This is a genomic window from Vibrio sp. 10N.222.55.C6 (genome assembly GCF_041473395.1).
GTDB lineage: Bacteria > Pseudomonadota > Gammaproteobacteria > Enterobacterales > Vibrionaceae > Vibrio > Vibrio crassostreae_C.
Map to the genome: position 1 here is coordinate 1 of NZ_JBFRSD010000158.1, position 747 is coordinate 747.

The following is a 747-nucleotide window of genomic DNA, read 5'->3' on the forward strand; positions in this document are numbered from 1 at the left end:
AAATTACTCTTAGTGATAGTACCTCGTCACCCTGAACGGTTTGATTCAGTTGCTGAATTGGCCAAAAGCCAAGGCTTAGTTTTGGTTCGTCGAACCGAAGTTGTTGACGAGTTACCGCTCGATGTCGACGTCTACTTGGGGGATACGATGGGAGAGCTTATGGTTATGCTTTCTGCGAGCGATCTTGTTTTTATGGGAGGAAGCCTACTTGGAAAGAAAGTAGGAGGGCATAACTTCATCGAACCTGCGCTGCTTCAAAAATACTGCTTAACAGGGCCGAGCTATTTCAATTTTGCAGACCTGGCGAATCAATTGATCGACTCGAGCGCACTGTCTGTTGTAGCCGATGAGAATGAGCTTGCTTTACAAATGATCAGTGCATTATCCAAGCCTAAAGAGTTAATTGAAAAAGGGCGAATAGGCTATGGTATAGTTCAACAGAATCAAGGTGCGTTACAACAAACACTCCAATTGATACATCATTCAGCCACCAATAATCAGTCAACCAATATTGAGACATCACCATGATCAAAACTTTTGTTATTCATGTAAGCAAAGGCTACGAAGAACGTAGAAAACATATAGATAAGCACCTGCCAGAAGTGGGCATCACTGATTACGAATATATGTTAGCTGGTGATATCGATGATCTATCTGATGACGTTAGAAATGGTTTTTTTGACGATTCACTGAGGCTCCCTGAGAAGTCTTGCTTTTATAAGCACTACTTAGTGATGAAAAAAGTCG

Annotated in this window: 2 pseudogenes; both read left to right on the forward strand. The window is 41.8% G+C overall.

What is annotated here, in order from left to right:
• Window positions 1-528, forward strand: a pseudogene (locus AB4486_RS23030) (3-deoxy-D-manno-octulosonic acid transferase); the annotation flags it as partial.
• A pseudogene (locus tag AB4486_RS23035) lies at window positions 525-747 on the forward strand (3-deoxy-D-manno-octulosonic acid transferase); the annotation flags it as partial. The pseudogenes AB4486_RS23030 and AB4486_RS23035, both read left to right, overlap by 4 nt.